Origin of the sequence: Flavobacterium praedii, assembly GCF_026810365.1 — a bacterium.
Classification (GTDB): Bacteria; Bacteroidota; Bacteroidia; order Flavobacteriales; family Flavobacteriaceae; genus Flavobacterium; species Flavobacterium praedii.
Window position 1 is genome coordinate 2,593,024 of sequence record NZ_CP113948.1, and the last position, 15,109, is coordinate 2,608,132.

The 15,109-nt window shown below is 33.0% G+C and carries 12 protein-coding genes; 1 reads left to right on the plus strand and 11 read right to left on the minus strand.

Going from position 1 to position 15,109, the window contains the following annotated elements; genetic code table 11:
• Positions 1-37: 37 nt before the first annotated feature.
• From queG to OYT91_RS11225, 10 genes are all read right to left on the minus strand, one after another.
• Positions 38-961 carry a tRNA epoxyqueuosine(34) reductase QueG gene (gene queG / locus OYT91_RS11180; protein WP_281238023.1) on the minus strand — a complete coding sequence of 308 codons (924 nt, stop codon included), beginning with the start codon at positions 959-961 and terminating at the stop codon, positions 38-40.
• A 120-nt stretch (positions 962-1,081) separates the two neighbouring features.
• Entirely contained in the window at positions 1,082-2,104 is a 1,023-nt protein-coding gene (gene ruvB, locus OYT91_RS11185) for a Holliday junction branch migration DNA helicase RuvB (RefSeq protein ID WP_269221719.1), read from the minus strand.
• A gap of 82 nt (positions 2,105-2,186) precedes the next feature.
• Complete coding sequence (locus OYT91_RS11190; RefSeq protein WP_281238024.1) at positions 2,187-3,983, minus strand: cytochrome c oxidase subunit I; 1,797 nt, start codon at positions 3,981-3,983, stop codon at positions 2,187-2,189.
• Positions 3,984-4,011: 28 nt separating this feature from the next.
• Entirely contained in the window at positions 4,012-5,169 is a 1,158-nt protein-coding gene (locus tag OYT91_RS11195) for a cytochrome c oxidase subunit II (protein ID WP_269221718.1), read from the minus strand.
• A 19-nt stretch (positions 5,170-5,188) separates the two neighbouring features.
• Positions 5,189-6,580: a quinol:cytochrome C oxidoreductase gene (locus tag OYT91_RS11200; RefSeq protein WP_281238025.1), complete on the minus strand. Its 1,392-nt coding sequence runs from the start codon at positions 6,578-6,580 to the stop codon at positions 5,189-5,191.
• A gap of 30 nt (positions 6,581-6,610) precedes the next feature.
• Positions 6,611-7,156, minus strand: coding sequence for a c-type cytochrome (locus OYT91_RS11205; RefSeq protein ID WP_269221716.1), 546 nt, complete (start codon positions 7,154-7,156; stop codon positions 6,611-6,613).
• Positions 7,157-7,164: 8 nt separating this feature from the next.
• Complete coding sequence (locus OYT91_RS11210; RefSeq protein WP_281238026.1) at positions 7,165-7,689, minus strand: DUF3341 domain-containing protein; 525 nt, start codon at positions 7,687-7,689, stop codon at positions 7,165-7,167.
• A complete protein-coding gene (nrfD, locus tag OYT91_RS11215) occupies positions 7,682-9,085 on the minus strand; it encodes an NrfD/PsrC family molybdoenzyme membrane anchor subunit (protein WP_269221714.1) in 1,404 nt (467 codons plus the stop codon). Before nrfD ends, OYT91_RS11210 begins: the two co-directional genes overlap by 8 nt.
• A 36-nt stretch (positions 9,086-9,121) precedes the next feature.
• Positions 9,122-12,181 (minus strand): TAT-variant-translocated molybdopterin oxidoreductase, encoded by a 3,060-nt coding sequence (locus OYT91_RS11220; RefSeq protein WP_281238027.1) that lies wholly within the window; start codon positions 12,179-12,181, stop codon positions 9,122-9,124.
• A gap of 108 nt (positions 12,182-12,289) precedes the next feature.
• Entirely contained in the window at positions 12,290-13,624 is a 1,335-nt protein-coding gene (locus OYT91_RS11225) for a c-type cytochrome (RefSeq protein ID WP_281238028.1), read from the minus strand.
• 219 nt (positions 13,625-13,843) lie between these two features.
• Between OYT91_RS11225 and OYT91_RS11230 the strand changes: the two genes are divergently transcribed.
• The gene (locus OYT91_RS11230) at positions 13,844-14,233 is read left to right on the plus strand and encodes an SPOR domain-containing protein (protein WP_281238029.1); all 390 of its coding nucleotides are present in this window, start codon (positions 13,844-13,846) and stop codon (positions 14,231-14,233) included.
• A 36-nt stretch (positions 14,234-14,269) separates the two neighbouring features.
• Here OYT91_RS11230 and OYT91_RS11235 read toward each other — a convergent pair whose 3' ends face one another.
• Positions 14,270-15,028, minus strand: a complete 759-nt coding sequence (locus OYT91_RS11235) for a 5'-methylthioadenosine/adenosylhomocysteine nucleosidase (RefSeq protein ID WP_281238030.1) — start codon at positions 15,026-15,028, stop codon at positions 14,270-14,272.
• Positions 15,029-15,109 lie beyond the last annotated feature (81 nt).

The window sequence follows — 15,109 nt, forward strand, 5'->3', positions numbered from 1 at the left end:
CAATAAGTAACGATAAAAACTTGTTAAAAAAAACTAATTATTCTAGGAAAGATATATTTTTCTTAACACCTTGATAATTAGCGCGTTTTAGTGGTGAATTTTTAAATATTAATTTAAAAGTTTCCTCAGTCAATTCTATCCAATCTTTTTTTGACATTGCAAGCAAATCAGAATTGGAATTCAACAAAGGTTCATTGTGTGGCTTCGAAAAACGATTCCAAGGACAAACATCTTGACAGATGTCACAACCGAAAGCCCAATCATTAAATTTGCCTTTCATTTCATCTGGAATACTATCTTTGAGTTCGATAGTGAAATAAGAAATGCATTTACTGCCATCTACAATATAGGGCGAAACTATGGCCTCCGTAGGACAGGAATCGATACAAGCGGTACAAGAACCACAATGATCAGTGGTTGCCTGATCATACTCTAAATCTAAATCAATAATAAGCTCAGCTATAAAATAAAAAGAACCTACTTTTTGAGAAAGGAGATTACTATTTTTACCGATCCATCCTAAACCACTTTTAGCAGCCCAAGCCTTATCGAGAACTGGGGCAGAGTCTACAAAAGCACGACCAGAAACTTCACCGATATTTTGCTGAATTGAATAAAGTAATTCTTTAAGTTTTTCTTTGATGACAAAATGATAATCTTGACCGTACGCATATTTTGAAATTTTATAGGAATTGGCATTTTGAAAATCGGTAGGATAATAATTTAATAAAAGCGATACGACACTTTTTGCATCATCAACTAATAGAGTTGGATCCAACCGTTTGTCAAAATGATTTTCCATATAGGCCATTTGGCCATTTCTATTGTTTTTCAACCAGTCTTCAAGACGAGGGGCTTCCTGCTCAAGAAAACCTGCTTTTGATATACCACAAGATAAAAACCCTAGACGTTTTGCCTCGGTTTTAATGAATTGTGTATGTTTAATTTTAATATCAATCATTTGACACCAACAATGTGGTTTCGCAATAAATAAGACATAGCCCTGATAGGAACGGCATCCTTTTCCTGCTTCCTTTAAGCAGGAAAAGATACAGTGGATAGCAGGAATAGCTTCTAATAACTAGAATAAACCTCCTTGAATATTCGATTTGATTTTTCCTAAATGCTTGTAGGCTTTTTCGGTCACTTCACGACCTCTTGGTGTTCTCATAATGAAACCTTCCTGAATCAAAAACGGTTCATATACTTCTTCGATAGTTTCACTACTTTCAGAGACAGCTGTAGCCAAAGTTGATAAACCAACCGGCCCACCTTTGAACTTGTCTATAATGGTATTTAAAATTTTATTATCCATTTCATCAAGTCCATGAGCATCAACATTTAATGCCTTGAGGGCATATTTAGCAATCTCAATGTCAATAGTACCATTTCCTTTAATTTGTGCAAAGTCACGGACTCTTCTTAATAAAGCATTAGCAATTCGAGGAGTACCTCTACTTCTACCCGCAATTTCAATGGCAGCTTCCATAGAAATTGGCATTTTAAAAATCATGGCGCTTCGTTCTACAATTGTAGTTAAAAGTTCGGTTGTATAGTACTGTAATCTTGAAGAAATTCCAAAACGTGCACGCATTGGCGCAGTTAAAAGACCCGAACGGGTAGTTGCACCTATTAATGTAAAAGGATTTAGATTGATTTGAACAGTTCGAGCATTGGGACCAGATTCTATCATAATATCAATTTTAAAATCTTCCATAGCTGAATACAAATACTCTTCAACAATGGGACTCAATCTATGGATTTCATCAATAAACAAAACATCACGTTCTTCCAGATTAGTCAATAAACCAGCTAAATCACCAGGCTTATCTAATACAGGGCCAGAAGTTATTTTTATACCAACCTGTAATTCATTAGCTAAAATATTAGCCAAAGTAGTTTTTCCTAAACCAGGAGGTCCATGAAAAAGAGTGTGATCTAAAGCTTCGTTACGCTGGTTGGCAGCTGCAACAAAAACCTTAAGATTTTCTAAAACTTGATCTTGCCCTGCAAAATCATCAAAAGACAAAGGCCTTAATCTTTTTTCGATGTCCAGTTCTTCAGAACTAAAATTAGTATTGGTAGGATCTAGATTTTCATTCATTCGATAAAGATAAAAAAAGTAACATTAAAATATAAAAAAATGCCTCTCAAGATTGAAAGGCATTTAAAATAAATTTAAAATATTAGTGATGTAAAACTTCTTCACCAACTTTCATTGGAACATTTTGAGGAACAAAATCCACATCATGACCCGGTTTACTATAATCATAAGGCCAACGGTGAACTTCTGGAATTGCGCCAGGCCAGTTACCATGAATATGTTCTACAGGTGCAGTCCATTCCAAAGTATTCGATTTCCATGGATTTTGAACTGCTTTTTTACCATAGAAAATACTAGTAAAAAAATTATACAAAAATACCAATTGAAATGCACCACCAATTAATGCAAAAGTTGTGATCAAAACATTTACATTTTGTAAGTCATCAAATAATGGGAAGTTTGTATTTGTATAATAACGTCTTGGTAATCCCGCTAAACCGATAAAGTGCATTGGAAAAAATACTCCATAAGCACAAACAGCAGTAACCCAAAAGTGAACATATCCTAAATTTTTGTTCAACATTCTTCCAAACATTCTTGGAAACCAATGATAAACACCAGCAAACATTCCATAAAGTGCAGATATACCCATTACCAAGTGAAAGTGAGCAACTACAAAATAAGTATCATGAACATTAATATCTAAAGTACTATCTCCTAAAATAATTCCAGTTAATCCACCAGTAATAAAAGTAGAAACCAAACCTATTGAGAATAACATTGCAGGATTCATTTGTAGATTTCCTTTCCAAAGTGTAGTAATATAATTGAATGCTTTTACAGCTGATGGAATTGCAATCAATAATGTTGTAAAAGTAAATACCGATCCCAAAAATGGATTCATTCCTGAGATAAACATATGATGCCCCCAAACTATAGTTGACAAAAATGCAATAGCAATAATTGACATAATCATAGCTCTATAACCAAAAATTGGTTTACGAGAATTTGTAGCAATAATTTCAGAAGTAATCCCTAAAGCAGGTAAAATTACAATATAAACTTCAGGATGACCTAGGAACCAAAATAAGTGTTCAAAAAGAACAGGAGAACCACCTTGGTAATGTAAAACTTCACCAGCAATATAAATATCAGACAAGAAAAAAGAAGTTCCAAAACTTCTGTCAAATATTAACAACAAAGCTGCAGATAATAAAACTGGAAAAGAAACAATACCAATTATAGCAGTTACAAAGAAAGCCCAAATAGTAAGAGGTAATCTAGTCATAGACATCCCTTTTGTTCTAAGGTTAATTACTGTAACAACATAATTCAAAGATCCCATTAATGAAGATGCAATAAAGATTGCCATTGATACCAACCACAATGTCATACCTAATCCTGAACCAGATATTGCTTGAGGAAGAGCACTTAAAGGTGGATAAATTGTCCAACCAGCGTTAGCAGGTCCTGATTCAATAAATAATGAACAAACCATTATCACACTAGACAAAAAGAACAACCAATAGGATATCATATTCATAAAACCTGATGCCATATCTCTTGCACCAATTTGTAGCGGAATTAGCAAGTTACTAAATGTTCCACTTAAACCGGCGGTAAGTACAAAAAATACCATAATAGTACCATGTATAGTAACTAAAGACAAGTAAATATCATTAGTCATTACACCGTTTGGAGCCCATTTGTCTCCAAGTAAAATATTAAAAATCTTAAATGATTCTTCTGGCCAAGCTAATTGCATTCTAAAAAGCATAGACATACCAACACCAATAATTCCCATTATAATACCTGTTAATAAGTATTGTTTGGCAATCATTTTATGATCAATACTAAAAATGTACTTAGTAATGAATGTGTCCTTATGGTGGTGTTCGTGTTCGTGATCGTGTCCGTGATCGTGACCTTCTGCTGACATATTTTTATACTTTAAAATTTCTTAATAATTATTTCATTGCAATTTTCACAACAGTTGTAGTGTCTTTAGCTACAGTTGTATCTTTTGCTAAGGAAGCATCTTGAGCTGCTGGTTTATTTTTTGAAGCTTTAACCTCACTAACTAATGTAGCTTTATCACTCAACCATTTTTTATATTCTTCTGGAGTATCAACAACTACTTTCATTTGCATGTTGTAATGAGAAGATCCGCAAATTTTATTGCATAAAAGCAAATAATTAAAAGTATAAGGATCTAATGCAACTTCACCTTTAGCGACTAGTTGAATGCTTTTCTTAGCTCGTAAAGCATTTATATTAGCAACTTTTTCAACCATATAAGGCAAAGCTTGATATTCAGCAGTAGTATAAATAGGAGTAAAAGCAAATTCGGTAACCATACCAGGAACACAATTCATTTGAGCTCTAAAATGTGGAAAATAAGCAGAATGTAAAACATCCTGTGATCTCATTTTAAAATGCACTTTTTTACCTTTAGGAATATGTAATTCGGAAACTACAATATCATCTTGAGAATAAGGATCAGATAAATCTACTCCCAAAGTATTTACACCCTCAATTAATCTAACGTTTGCTTTTCCTAAAACATTATCAGCACCAGCATATCTAGCAGTCCACTTAAACTGTTGCGCATATAATTCAATAACTACGGTGTCTTCATCTTCATCAACAAACATAATATTTGTCCAAGCATAAAGTCCATACAAAATTAGACCTGCCAATACTACAGCAGGAATAACGCTCCAAATTGCTTCTAATTTATTATTATCTGCAAAATATAAGGCTCTTTTATCCTTATTACCTCTGTATTTAAATGCAAAATAATGCAATAAAACTTGTGTAATTGCCTGAACAATAAAAATTAATACCCATGTAACATTCATTAAACCATCAATAAGCGCACCATGCTCAGATGCAGGAGTATGAAGGGCCAAAGGCCCCCATGTATAAACTCCATATATGGTAAAGACATAAATGAAGGCTAAAAAACCAAACATTAAATATCCTTGCACATTATTATCTTCATCGGTTGCAATTTGAGAATTGTCCGAAGTCGAAGCAACTTGTGTTAAATCGAATATTTTCGTCAATTGCCAAACAGCAACAGCCAATAAAACTAAAACTATAATTACCAACAAACTTGTCATCTGTTTATGTCTTTAAATATTAATAATGAAAATGTTTACTCTCTTCTATATACGGATTTCTTTTTGGCAACAGAGGAGCTTTAGATAATGCTGTGAAAACAACAAAAATAAATAATCCAAGAAAGAATAAAACGGATGCAATTTCAGAAATACCAATAAACCAACTACCTCCAACTGTACCAGGCATAATCATATTAAAGAAATCAACATAATGCCCCAATAAAATGACAGTTCCTGCCATAACTAAGACCCAAGTGATGCGTTTAAAATCAGTATTAATTAAAATTAATACCGGAAATAAAAAATTCATAACTACTGCACCAAAGAAAGGTAAATTATAAACTTGTATTCTTGTAACAAAATAGGTGATCTCTTCTGGAATATTTGCATACCATATTAACATAAATTGAGAGAACCATAAGTACGTCCAAAAAACACTAATACCAAACATAAATTTAGCTAGATCATGAATGTGACTTGAATTTACATTCTCTAAATACCCTTTAGATTTTAAATAAATAGTTACCATTGCAATCATTGTAATTCCACTTACAAAGAAACTTGCAAAAACATACCATCCAAATAAAGTACTAGACCAATGTGGATCTATAGACATGATCCAATCCCATGACATAATTGATTCGGTAACTATAAAGAATACCAAAAACATAGCAGAAATATTAAAATTCTTTTTGTAGAAAGAATTATCATCAGACTCATCTTGTGCTAAACAATTTTTACGAGAAAAATAACGGTAAGCATTCCATCCCAATAAAAATATTGCAGCTCTAACTATCCAAAATGGAAAGTTTAAATAACCCGATTTACCAGCAATAATTTTATCATAATTTTCACTACCCAATTTTGTAACACCTTCACTTAACCAAATAAAAATATGATTAATATGAAAACCTGATAATAGTAAGAAAACAAAGAAAAGAAGAGAACCCACAGGCAAATAAGCTGTAATTCCTTGCATTACTCTGAAAAGAACTGGAGACCATCCTGCTTGTGCAACTTGCTGAATAGCATAAAAAGCAAGAGTCCCTAAGGAAAGAAGCATAAAAAAGATACAAGCAACATATAATGCAGCCCAAGGTTTATTACTTAATTGATGATAAACATGTTCTAAATGTTCTTTATGTTCCGTATCAACTTTAACATTATGATTTGCTGCTACCTCTTTATCTTTCCCAACAGAAGCTACTTCATGAGTAGTTTCAGAATTTTGAGAAGGTGTAGCTACTCCTTGTTTAGCTTCAGCATGTTCTCCATGACTGTCTGCAGCAAGAAGAGCTTCTACTGCTTGAATATCTTTTGGTGCAGTTAAAAAACCATATCCAATTCCTAAAAGACCAACAGCCATTAAGACGAAAGAAAAAGTTTTTAATTTACTTGAAAATGTATACATATCTATTACGATCAGTTTGTTCGACAATTATTATTGGCCTTTGAGTTTCATTACATAAGCGGCAACCAACCAGCGCTCATGAACACTCAATTGATTAGCATGTGAACCCATTAAATTTCGACCATAGGTTTCTACATGAAAAATACTTCCTTCGTTAATTATTCTGTCTTTATAATTTGGAATACCCATGAATTTACCTTGAGTAGCTAATTTTCCTTGACCATCACCAGCATTACCATGGCAAATTGCACAATAAATTTCAAAAAGACCTTTTGCCTTATCCATATCTTTATCTGATATTGAATCTAGCGGTGATTTTAAATTTGCTTTTGCCAAATCATAACCTTCTGGTGTATTTGGATAATCATAAGGTTCAAATCCTCTATTTATTGATCCTTCTGCAGGAAGTTGACCTTCTTTTCCGTTTTTAAAGGCATTCGATTGAGAATAAGTATTGTAACTTACAGGCTCATACATATTAGGCATGTATTGGTAGTTTGGTTTCAAATTATCATGACAAGATGAAACTAAAACAGTAATACAAACTAAAAATGTTATTTTATATAGACTTTTCATATTCACAATTAATTCTTTACAATTACTTTTACTTCAACTGCACCAGTACTTTCAAAAAAAGAAACTAATTCTTCTTCATTATTATTTACAGCAACTTCCATTAAAAAATGGTCATCAGTAGTTCTTACATCAGGATTCTCAGCTTCTTTAAAAGGCCATAATCTGCTTCTCATATAAAAAGTAATAACCATTAAATGCGCAGCGAAAAACACAGTTTCTTCAAACATAATTGGCACAAAAGCAGGCATATTATCAATATAACTAAAACTTGGTTTTCCACCGATATCTTGAGGCCAATCTTGAATCATAATATAATTCATCATCCAAGTTCCAAAAGACAAACCACACAAACCATAGATAAATGCACAAATTGCTAAACGGGTAGGTGCTAATCCCATTGCTTTATCTAATCCGTGAACCGGAAAAGGTGTAAATACTTCTTCAATATGGTGATGAGCTGCACGTGTTTTTTTTACAGCATCCATCAAAATATCATCGTCATTATAAATGGCGTATATAACTTTATTACTCATGATGTGAATGTTTATTAGCTTCTCTTTCTTTAATATAATGTTCTCCTGTAGCTTTTAATATTGTTTTAACTTCGGCTTGCGCTATTACAGGGAATGTTCTTGCATATAGTAAGAATAACACAAAAAAGAAACCAATAGTACCGATAAATATTCCAATATCAACAAATGTAGGAGAAAACATAGTCCATGAAGATGGTAAATAATCTCTATGTAATGAAGTAACAATAATTACAAATCTTTCAAACCACATACCAATATTAACGACAATTGATATTATAAAAGAGAACATAATACTCGTTCTTAATTTTTTAAACCACATAAACTGAGGAGAAAAAACATTACAAGTCATCATTGCCCAATATGCCCACCAATAAGGTCCAGTAGCTCTATTTAAAAAAGCATATTGTTCATATTCTACACCAGAATACCAAGCAATGAACAATTCTGTAATGTAAGCAACACCAACAATAGAACCGGTAATCATAATTACAATGTTCATTAATTCAATATGCTGTAAAGTAATATACGCTTCAAGGTTAGAAACTTTTCTCATTATAATAAGCAAAGTATTAACCATTGCAAAACCGGAAAAAACAGCTCCAGCAACAAAATATGGTGGGAAAATTGTAGTATGCCACCCTGGAATTACTGAAGTAGCAAAGTCCATCGATACAATTGTATGCACTGAAAGCACAAGTGGAGTTGCCAAACCAGCTAGAACAAGAGAAACTTCCTCAAAACGTTGCCAATCTTTAGCTCTACCACTCCAACCAAAACTTAAAATAGAATATACTCTTTTATTAAAAGGTGTAATAGCTCTATCACGTAACATAGCAAAATCAGGTAATAAACCCGTCCACCAGAAAACTAATGATACTGAAAGATATGTTGATATTGCAAATACATCCCAAAGCAACGGTGAGTTAAAATTTACCCATAAAGACCCAAATTGATTTGGTATTGGTAAAACCCAATATGCCAACCAAGGACGTCCCATGTGAATAATTGGAAACAAACCTGCTTGAATTACAGAGAATATAGTCATTGCCTCTGCAGATCGGTTAATCGCCATTCTCCATCGTTGACGGAATAATAATAGTACAGCAGAGATAAGGGTACCTGCGTGACCAATACCAACCCACCATACGAAGTTAGTAATATCCCAAGCCCAACCAACTGTTTTGTTTAATCCCCAAGTTCCTATACCAGTGGATACCGTGTAAATAATACACCCCAATCCCCAAAGGAAAGCGGTTAATGCAATTGTAAATACAATCCACCATTGTTTATTTGCTTTACCTTCAATAGGTGCGGCTACGTCTACAGTTATATCGTGATATGATTTATCACCTATAACTAAGGGTTTTCTAATGGCTGCTTCGTAGTGAGACGACATAATCCTTTATTTGATTCTTAATTAATAATTTTTGTACTAGGTATTTCTAACTTTAACGTGGTATACAACATTTGGTTTTGTACCAACATGCTCTAATAAATGATAACTTCTTTCATCTTCTGCCAATTTTGTAACAACGGCTTCTTTATCATTTACATCTCCAAATATCATTGCTCCAGTAGAACATGCATTTGAACAAGCTGTTTGGAATTCACCATCTTTTATAGGTCTTCCTTCGTTTTTAGCTTTTAAAATTGTTGCTTGTGTCATTTGGATACACATTGAACATTTTTCCATAACTCCACGAGAACGAACATTTACATCTGGATTTAAAACCATACGTCCTAAATCATCATTCATATGATAATCGAATTCACTGTTTTTGTTGTATAAGAACCAGTTAAAACGACGAACTTTATAAGGACAGTTATTAGCACAGTAACGAGTACCAACACATCTGTTATAAGCCATTTGATTTTGACCTTGACGACCATGAGATGTAGCAGCAACTGGACAAACAGTCTCACAAGGAGCATGATTACAATGTTGACACATTACAGGTTGGAAAGAAACCTGTGGGTTATCTCCTGCTTTCTCCATTTCATTGAAAGTAGATAAAGAACTTGATAAACCAGCAATATTTTCTTTTCTTTCATTGTCTCCTTCGAAAGTGCTTTCAGAAGAATAATATCTATCAATACGCAACCAATGCATATCTCTACTTCTTCTAATTTCATCTTTACCAACAACTGGAACGTTGTTTTCGGCATGACAAGCAATTACACATGCTCCACAACCTGTACAAGCATTCAAATCAATAGAAAGATTAAAATGATGTCCTGTAGAACGATCGAAAGAACCCCATAAATCAACAGAAGTTGCTTCAACCTCTTTATGATCTAAAGACACCATTGGTTTTTCGTTCCAAAACTCAGCGTCCCTAGAATTGAATATTTCAAGTGTAGTTTCTTTAATAATATCACCTCTACCCATCAATGTTTTCTGACCTTGAACACAAGCAAATTCGTGTTCACCATCAGATTTAACAACTGTAACAGATTGTACATTATTAAATCCACCATATAAAGCATAAGCATTAATACCTACTTGCATTTCTTCTTTTAATGCTGCTTTACGACCATAACCTAAAGCCATACCTAAAGTTCCAACAGCTTGACCTGGTTGCACAATTACTGGTACATTTTCTAGTTTTACACCATTAGCAGTTAAGGTAACATAACTTCCGTTTAAGCCCCCATTTGCAACAATTTCATTAGACAATCCCCATTTCTTAGCATCAGCATTAGAAACAGTAACATAGTTATCCCATGAAACTCTAGTTAATGGATCTGGAAATTCTTGCAACCAAGGGTTATTAGCTTGTTGACCATCTCCCATCCCTGTTTTAGTGTACAATACCAATTCAAGACCAGAACTTTTTGATTGAGCTAATGCATTTGCAGCAGCACTATAATCAGCTGTACCTGCAGCAGAATTTGAAATAACACCAATATAAATACCATCATGTAAAACTTTATTCCAAGATGAACCCGATATAATAGAACCTGAAAAAGCTTTCAAGTAATCATAATAAGTTCCTGGAATTCCATTTATAGACAATAAAATATCTTGAAATTGTTTAGTATTAAATAACGGACGAATAGTTGGCTGTGTCAAACTGTACGTCCCTTTTGTCAAAGTTAAATCCCCCCAAGCCTCTAAATAATGAGGAACTGGAGCAGCAATTGTAGACAATAGGGCCGTTTCATCCTCTTTTAAAGTCATTGAAACAGAAGTTTTTACTTTTTTCAATCCTTCAACGAAAGATTTACTATCTGCCAATGTATAAACTGGATTAACACCACTCATTATTAAAGTATGAATACTACCAGCATTCATTTCTTTTACTAATTGAGCTACTTTTTCATTAGATCCTTTACGTATTTGACGTGTTCCAGATGTAATAAAAGATTCACTTGCCAAAACTTGATTAATAGCCAAAACTAATAATTGAGCATTTTTATCTTGAATACCTGATACCAAAAGTCCTTTTGAACCAGCAGATTTTAGTTGTTGTGCTGCTTTGACTACATCCGCTTTATAAACGGAATCCAAAGAATTAGCAACTGCTGAGCCAGTTATAGTATTATAAATAAGAACTAATGCTTGCTTTTGATTTGCAGTTGACATTGCAACACGTTTATCTGCTGCAGCACCTGACAAAGTCATATTAGACTCTAATTGTATGTGTTTTGATATTTTTTTACTTCCAGTTGCACCTGATGGAATTCTTCCCTTGGCATAAGCAGAATCATATCCACCACCTTGCCAATCTCCAAGAAAATCAGCACCAACAGAAACAATCACTGAAGCTTTTGAAAAGTCATAATCAACTAAAGCTCTTTCTCCATATACAGTTTCAAAAGCATCTAAAGCTTCTGAAGACGATATAGCATCATATATTACATGTTTTGCGTTTGGATTTTTGCTAATAAAATCAGCAATCAACTTTTCAGTAGATGGACTAGCTAAAGTATTTGTTAAAAACACTACTTGTCCTCCTTTTGCTTTAGCATCAACAATACTAGATTTAATTTTTGAGTCTACTGCTGACCAAGAAACATTTTTTGCTTCTAACTTAGGCTCTTTCAAACGCATATTATCATACAATGATAATATAGATGCATGAATTCTAGCGTTAGCAGTAAATTTTGCCCCAGCAATAGTATTATTATCAATTTTAATTGGACGCCCTTCACGGGTTTTAACCAAAAGGTTCGCAAAATCAAATCCATCAAAAACTGAAGTTGCATAATAATCCGCTATTCCAGGAATAATTTGTTCTGGCTGTAGCACATAAGGAATTGACAAATGCACAGGACCTTCGCATGCAGCAAGAGAAGCTGCAGCTGTACTAAAACCAACGTACTTTAAAAAGTCACGACGCGTAGTTGAAGAAGACAAAGCAGCTTCATTTCCTAAAAACTCATCAGTAGGAATTTCTTCAACAAATTCGTTATTTCTAAGCGCCTCAACAATAGAACTATTTCCGTCTAGTTCTTCAACACTTTTCCAGTATTTTTTGTTTGATGACATATTATATATAAATATTAATCTTAATAATTTTTTTTAGTTTCAAGTTCTAATTTGTATCAAGTTCTAAGTTAAATCTAACGAAAACTTAAACCGAAACACTAAACTCATTTAGTAATGGCATTTACCACATTCCAAACCACCCATCTGAGCAGCTGTTAATTTATCAACACCATATTTCTTAGAAAGTTGCTCATGAATTTTGGTATAGTAATCATTGCCTTCCATTTTAACATCTGTTTTTCTATGACAATTAATACACCACCCCATCGTTAAAGGAGAGAATTGCTTTTGAATCTCAAAAGTTTGAACTGGACCGTGGCAAGTCTGACAAGCTACTTCTGCAACTGTTACGTGTTGAGAGTGATTAAAATAAACAAAACTTTGCAAATTATGAATACGAACCCATTTAACAGGTTGCGTAACACCAGTATATTTTTGATTCGTTTTATCCCAACCTACAGCTTTGTAAAGCTTGTTAATTTCTGCATCATAATCTGCTTTTGAATAGTCAGCAGTAGCAGTAGTATCACTAACTTCAGCGATATTTTTATGACAATTCATACAAACATTCAATGAAGGAATACCAGCATTTTTACTTACACGAGCAGCTGAGTGACAATAATTACAATTAACACCATTGCTACCAGCATGTATTCTATGTGAAAAATGAATTGGCTGAACTGGAGAATATTCTTGATCTACGCCAACTTGCATTAAGAAACCATAAACTAAATAGGCACCAGTAAGCAACAAAAGTATAGACGAAAGCAAAACCAAGAATTGATTTCTAACAAATGCTTTCCAAATCGGCAAAGTAGGTTCTTTTGAAACCACTTCAATACCATTTGCAGCTGCAACTTTTCTCAATACTTTGTTAACCAAAACCAACATTACAATAAGAATTGCCATTACTAATGACAAAGCACCCAATATAATATTATTAGACACACCCTCTTCTGAAGACACATCACCTTTTGTTCCAGGTAATGCAGCTACAACCGCAGGAGCAGCAGCTTTTGGCTCAGAAGTATATGCAATTATATTATCAATATCACCTTCTGACAACTGAGGAAAAGCAGTCATTGGTATTTTATTGTTTTCTTCAAAAACTTTCACAGCATCTGCATCTCCAGATTTTATTAAATCTGAACTATTATGCACCCACTTGTAAATCCAAGCTTTTTCTCTTCTAGAAGCAACACCTCTTAAGGCTGGACCTGTTGCTTTAGCATCAAGTTTGTGACAAGCAGCACAATTGGCATTAAAAAGCTCTTTACCTTTTGCAGCATCACCTCCAGAACTCGCTGCTGGAGCCGCTGAAGTTGCTGTAACCGCAACCGGAGCTGCATCCTGAGCAAATGAAGCTACGGAAATACTCAACATTAAAGCTAAGCTTAAAAATAATTTCCTTGAATTCGAATTATGGTTACCCACCTTTTCCATATTAAAATATTGATTATCTACTAAAAAATTGTTCGTTTGTCATCCAAAAAAATTAGAAAACCAAACGAACCTTATTTAAAAACTGGGACAAAAATACGACTTAAGAACTATTCTCAAAACCTTAAAATAATCTTAATTATAATTTATATTAAATCTAAATAACAAAGCTATATCGTTTTCCTGTTAAAAAGCTATTTTTGCATTATAAATAATCAGATTATGAGATTTTTAAGAAGCCTTACTACATTGTTACTGTTTGCATTAATTATTTGCACTACAAATAAAATATTAGCTCAAGATTCAAATTTAAATACCGTTCAAGATCCAAAATTTGAGCAACTATTAAATGAAAAAAGAAAAGCAAACTCTAGTTTATCCTATAATGATCGCTATAAAATTCAAATTTTCAACGGTATAAGTGAAACTGCTAAAAAAACTTTGAATGAATTTCGTCAAGAATTCAAAAACATTGATGGTACCATAATTTTTAATACTCCAAATTATAAAGTATGGGTAGGAAACTTTAGAACTAGGATGGAAGCAGAACGATTTCTTGTAGAAATTCAAAAAAAATACAAAACAGTTTTTTTAATAAAACCAAGCAAATAGAGGTTTTACAAAATTGAACAAATAGTACTTCTGTTTTTATTGAATCAATTTTTTAATAATGGCAACACCAAACTTAGAAGCAATTTGAATTACAAATTCTTTAAAATCAACAACAGAAGTCTCGTTTGCTTCATCAGAAATAATACGAATAATAATATAAGGTATATTATATTCAAAGCAAACTTGTGCAACCGCTGCTCCTTCCATTTCTACACATAAAACTTCAGGAAGCACCTTCAAAAGATTATTTTTATCTACATTATTGGAAAAAAACTTATCCCCACTTGCTATTTGACCAACAATCAATTTTGGATTTAACAAAGAAAATTGATCTTGTTCTTTTGAAGCAATTAAAGTCATCAACACATTATCCTTAATCAAATCACCAATACTTTTTATTGCTAAATCTAGCATTTCATTTGGCGGACTGAGTAAAATTTTGCCCAATAACGGAATTTCAAATTGATTCATTATAGGTCTCGCATCCAAATCATGCTGTACCAAACTATTTGCTATTACAACATCACCAATATTTAATTTATTGTCAATTGCACCTGCAACTCCAGTAAATATTAAATGTGTAATATCAAATTCAACAATTAAATGAGTTACTGTAGTAGCAGAAGCAACTTTTCCCCAACGAGAAAAAACAACAACAACTTCAATTTTATTAATGGTTCCTGTATAATAGGTACGCATTCCCTTAACAACTTCCTTTTTATTATTAAGCAATCCTACAACTCCATTTATTTCCTCAGGCATTGCTCCAAGAATTCCAATCCTTTTTGATATCATTTGTTTGTGTTTAATATGAATATTAACAAAATAAAAACATTATTTATATATCCTTTTTTTAATCCTCCTAAGTATGCTTGG